This is a genomic window from Rhizobacter sp., assembly GCF_031412495.1.
Lineage (GTDB): Bacteria > Pseudomonadota > Gammaproteobacteria > Burkholderiales > Burkholderiaceae_C > Schlegelella_A.
On sequence record NZ_JANODC010000307.1, the window covers coordinates 1 to 3,745 of the forward strand.

Genomic DNA, 3,745 nt, shown 5'->3' on the forward strand with positions numbered 1-3,745 from the left:
GCTGATCGGCACCACCGACGTCGAGCACCACGGCAGCATCGGCGAGGCGCGCATCGACGCCGCGGAAACCGCCTACCTGTGCGAGCAGGCGAGCCGCTACTTCGAGCGCGCAGTCACGCCGGCCGACGTTGTCTGGACCTATTCGGGCGTGCGGCCGCTCCTCGACGACGAATCCGGCGACCCGGCCGCCGTGACGCGCGACTACCGGCTCGACCTCGATACCGACCAGGCGCCGCTGATCACGGTCTGGGGCGGCAAGATCACTACCTTTCGCAAGCTCGCCGAGGAAGCTGCCGACCTGCTGGCTGGGCCGCTCGCCATTAGCGGCCCGGCCTGGACGAGCGGCTCGGCGCTGCCCGGCGGCGACCTCGCGGCATGGATCGGCGCCCCAGAGCGCCCGGACACCGACTTCGGCCGCTTCTTGCAGGCCGTCGGCCGCCGCTACCCGGCGCTGCCGCAACGCCTGTGCCGGCGTCTGGCACGTGCCTACGGGTCGCGGATCGACCGCGTGCTCGGCGCTGCGCCGGACGGAGCCCTCGGCGCCGAGGTCGCACCCGGCCTGTTCGAGGCCGAGCTCGCCTACCTGCGCGAGCACGAATGGGCCGGCAATGCCGACGACGTGCTGTGGCGGCGCAGCAAGCTCGGCCTGCACCTGACGGCGACCGAGCGCGCCGCGGTGGCCACGTGGTGCGCCGCCCACTGGCCCGCAGCCGACGTGCCGGCGCCGCCGCCGGCCCCCGAGCGCGCATGGAGCTGACGCTGGAGCGCATCGAGCAGCGGGTGGGCGCCCAGGCCTTCCTGTACCCGCTCGACCTGACGCTGGTGCCGCGTGCGGTCACCGTCCTGCTCGGCGCGACCCAGGCGGGCAAGACGACCCTGATGCGCGTCATGGCCGGTCTCGATGCGCCGAGCAAGGGCCGCGTCGTCGCCGATGGCCACGACGTCACCGGCAAGCCGGTGCGCGAGCGCAACGTGGCGATGGTCTACCAGCAGTTCATCAACTACCCGTCGATGACGGTCGCCGACAACATCGCCTCGCCCCTGCGCCTGCGCCGCGAGAAGGGCATCGACGCCCGGGTCCGCGTGCTCGCCGAGAAGCTGCACATCGAGCCCTTCCTGGCGCGCCTGCCGGCCGAGCTCTCCGGCGGGCAGCAGCAGCGCGTCGCCCTGGCCCGGGCCCTGGCCAAGAACGCTCCCCTGATGCTGCTGGACGAGCCGCTCGTCAACCTCGACTACAAGCTGCGCGAGGAGCTGCGCGAGGAGCTGGCGCAGCTGTTCGCGGCCGGCGACTCGACCGTCGTCTACGCCACCACCGAGCCCACCGAGGCGCTCCTGCTCGGCGGCTACACCGCCGTGCTCGACGCCGGCGAGCTGCTCCAGTACGGGCCGACCGCCGAGGTCTTCCACCGGCCGCAGTCGATCCGTGTCGCACGCGCCTTCAGCGACCCGCCGATGAACCTGATCGCCGGCACCGCGCGCGATGGCGGCGTCGACGTCGGCGGCGGCGTGCGCCTGGCGCTCGCCTTGCCGCCGGCGGCGGCCGGGCCGGTGACCGTCGGCGTGCGCGCCGGCGCCATCGGCGTGCAGGACCAGGGCGGGGACATCGCCCTCGATGGCCGGGTCGAGCTGGCCGAGATCTCCGGCTCGGACACCTTCGTGCACGTCGCCACGAGCGTCGGCGAGCTGATCGCCCAGCTCACCGGGGTGCACGTGTTCGCGCTTGGCGCGAAGCTCACGCTCTTCATCCGTACCGAGCAGGCCTACGTCTTCGACGCCGCCGGCGACCTGCTGCTCGCGGCGCGAGGTCATTGACATGGCCCGCATCGACCTCGACCTGGCGCATGCCTACGGGCCCAACCCGCAGCGCGACGAGGACTTCGCGCTGCTGCCGCTGAAGATGAGCTTCGCCGACGGCGGCGCCTACGCCCTGCTCGGCCCGTCGGGCTGCGGCAAGACGACGCTGCTCAACATCGTCTCCGGCCTGGTCCGGCCGTCGCAGGGCAGCGTGCGCTTCGACGGCGTCGAGGTCACGGCGCGCACGCCGCAGCAGCGCAATATCGCCCAGGTGTTCCAGTTCCCGGTGATCTACGACACCATGACGGTGGCCGAGAACCTCGCCTTTCCGCTGCGCAACCGCGGCGTCGACGCCGGCCGCATCGCGCAGCGGGTCGGCCGGATCGCCGAGATGCTGGAGCTGAGCGGCCAGCTCGGCAGCCGCGCCGCCGGCCTGGCCGCCGACGCCAAGCAGAAGATCTCGCTCGGCCGCGGCCTCGTCCGCGAGGATGTCTCGGCAGTGCTCTTCGACGAGCCGCTGACCGTCATCGACCCGCACCTGAAGTGGCAGCTGCGGAGAAAGCTGAAGCAGATCCACCACGAGCTGAAGCTGACGCTGATCTACGTGACCCACGACCAGGTCGAGGCCCTGACCTTCGCCGACCAGGTCGTGGTCATGACGCGCGGTCGGGCGGTGCAGATCGGCAGCGCCTCGGAGCTCTTCGAACGCCCGCAGCACACTTTCGTCGGTCATTTCATCGGCTCGCCGGGGATGAATTTCCTGCCGGCTCGGATCGACGGCGGCGGCGTCGAGGTCGCCGGCCAGCGCGTGGCGGCTGCCGCGGCGGCTGCGCCAGCCGCAGGAGACGGCCCCTGCCTGCTCGGCGTGCGGCCCGAGTACGTGACGCTCGCGAAGCCGCACGGCGAGGGCGCGGTCCCCGCAGTCGTGACACAGGCCCAGGACATCGGCACCTACTGGCTGCTGACGGCGCGCACCGCCGGCGCCGACGGCGCCATCGTGCGCGCCCGCCTGCGTCCGCAGCAGGCCGTCGCGCAGCCTGGCGCCGCTGTCTGGCTGACCGTCGTCGGCCCGCACACCTGCTTTTACCGGAACGACGAGCTCGTCGCGGGAGCGCCGGCATGAAGCCCGTCAACCAGAAAGCCTGGCTGCTGATCCTGCCGGTCGTCCTGTGCGTCGCCTTCTCCGCGATCCTGCCCCTGATGACGGTGGTGAACTACTCGGTGCAGGACATCATCTCGCCGGAGCGGCGCGTCTTCGTCGGCACCGAGTGGTTCAAGTCGGTGATGCGCGACGACGACCTGCAGGGCGCGCTGCTGCGCCAGATCACCTTCTCGTTTGCCGTGCTGCTGGTCGAGATCCCGCTCGGCATCGCCCTCGCCCTGTCGATGCCGGCCAAGGGCTGGAAGGCATCGGCGGTGCTGGTGCTGGTGGCGATCTCGCTGCTGATCCCGTGGAACGTCGTCGGCACGATCTGGCAGATCTACGGCCGCGCCGACATCGGCCTCATGGGCGCCGCGCTCGCCGGGCTGGGCTTGGAGTACAGCTACACCGGCAACGCCACGCATGCCTGGCTGACCGTGCTGCTGATGGACGTCTGGCACTGGACGCCGCTGGTGGCGCTGCTCTGCTATGCCGGGCTGCGCGCGATACCCGACGCCTACTACCAGGCCGCGAGCATCGACGGCGCGTCGAAGTTCGCGGTGTTTCGCTACATCCAGCTGCCGAAGCTGCGCGGCGTTCTGATGATCGCGGTGCTGCTGCGCTTCATGGACAGCTTCATGATCTACACCGAGCCGTTCGTGCTCACCGGGGGCGGGCCCGGCAACGCGACGACCTTCCTCAGCCAGTACCTGACCCAGAAGGCGGTCGGCCAGTTCGACCTCGGCCCGGCGGCGGCGTTCTCCCTGATCTACTTCCTGATCATCCTGCTGCTCTGCTTCATCCTCTACA

The 3,745-nt window shown here is 71.1% G+C and carries 4 protein-coding genes; all 4 read left to right on the plus strand.

The annotated features are described in order from the left end of the window. Nucleotides 1–757: glycerol-3-phosphate dehydrogenase C-terminal domain-containing protein (locus AC30N0_RS11430; protein WP_489518035.1), on the plus strand; the 757-nt coding region annotated here is incomplete at its 5' end. Continuing rightward, the gene (locus tag AC30N0_RS11435) at nt 748–1,812 is read left to right on the plus strand and encodes an ABC transporter ATP-binding protein (RefSeq protein WP_489518036.1); all 1,065 of its coding nucleotides are present in this window, start codon (nt 748–750) and stop codon (nt 1,810–1,812) included. The genes AC30N0_RS11430 and AC30N0_RS11435, both read left to right, overlap by 10 nt. A 1-nt stretch (nt 1,813) precedes the next feature. Further along, nucleotides 1,814–2,917, plus strand: coding sequence for an ABC transporter ATP-binding protein (locus AC30N0_RS11440; protein WP_489518037.1), 1,104 nt, complete (start codon nt 1,814–1,816; stop codon nt 2,915–2,917). Further along, nucleotides 2,914–3,745, plus strand: an 832-nt coding sequence (locus tag AC30N0_RS11445; RefSeq protein ID WP_489518038.1) for a carbohydrate ABC transporter permease, incomplete at its 3' end; no start/stop codon positions are given. The genes AC30N0_RS11440 and AC30N0_RS11445, both read left to right, overlap by 4 nt.

Coding starts and splice junctions, on each gene's coding strand:
- AC30N0_RS11435 (WP_489518036.1), top strand. CDS start 748: ATGGAGCTGACGCTGGAGCGCATCGAGCAGCGGGTGGGCGCCCAGGCC.
- AC30N0_RS11440 (WP_489518037.1), top strand. CDS start 1,814: ATGGCCCGCATCGACCTCGACCTGGCGCATGCCTACGGGCCCAACCCG.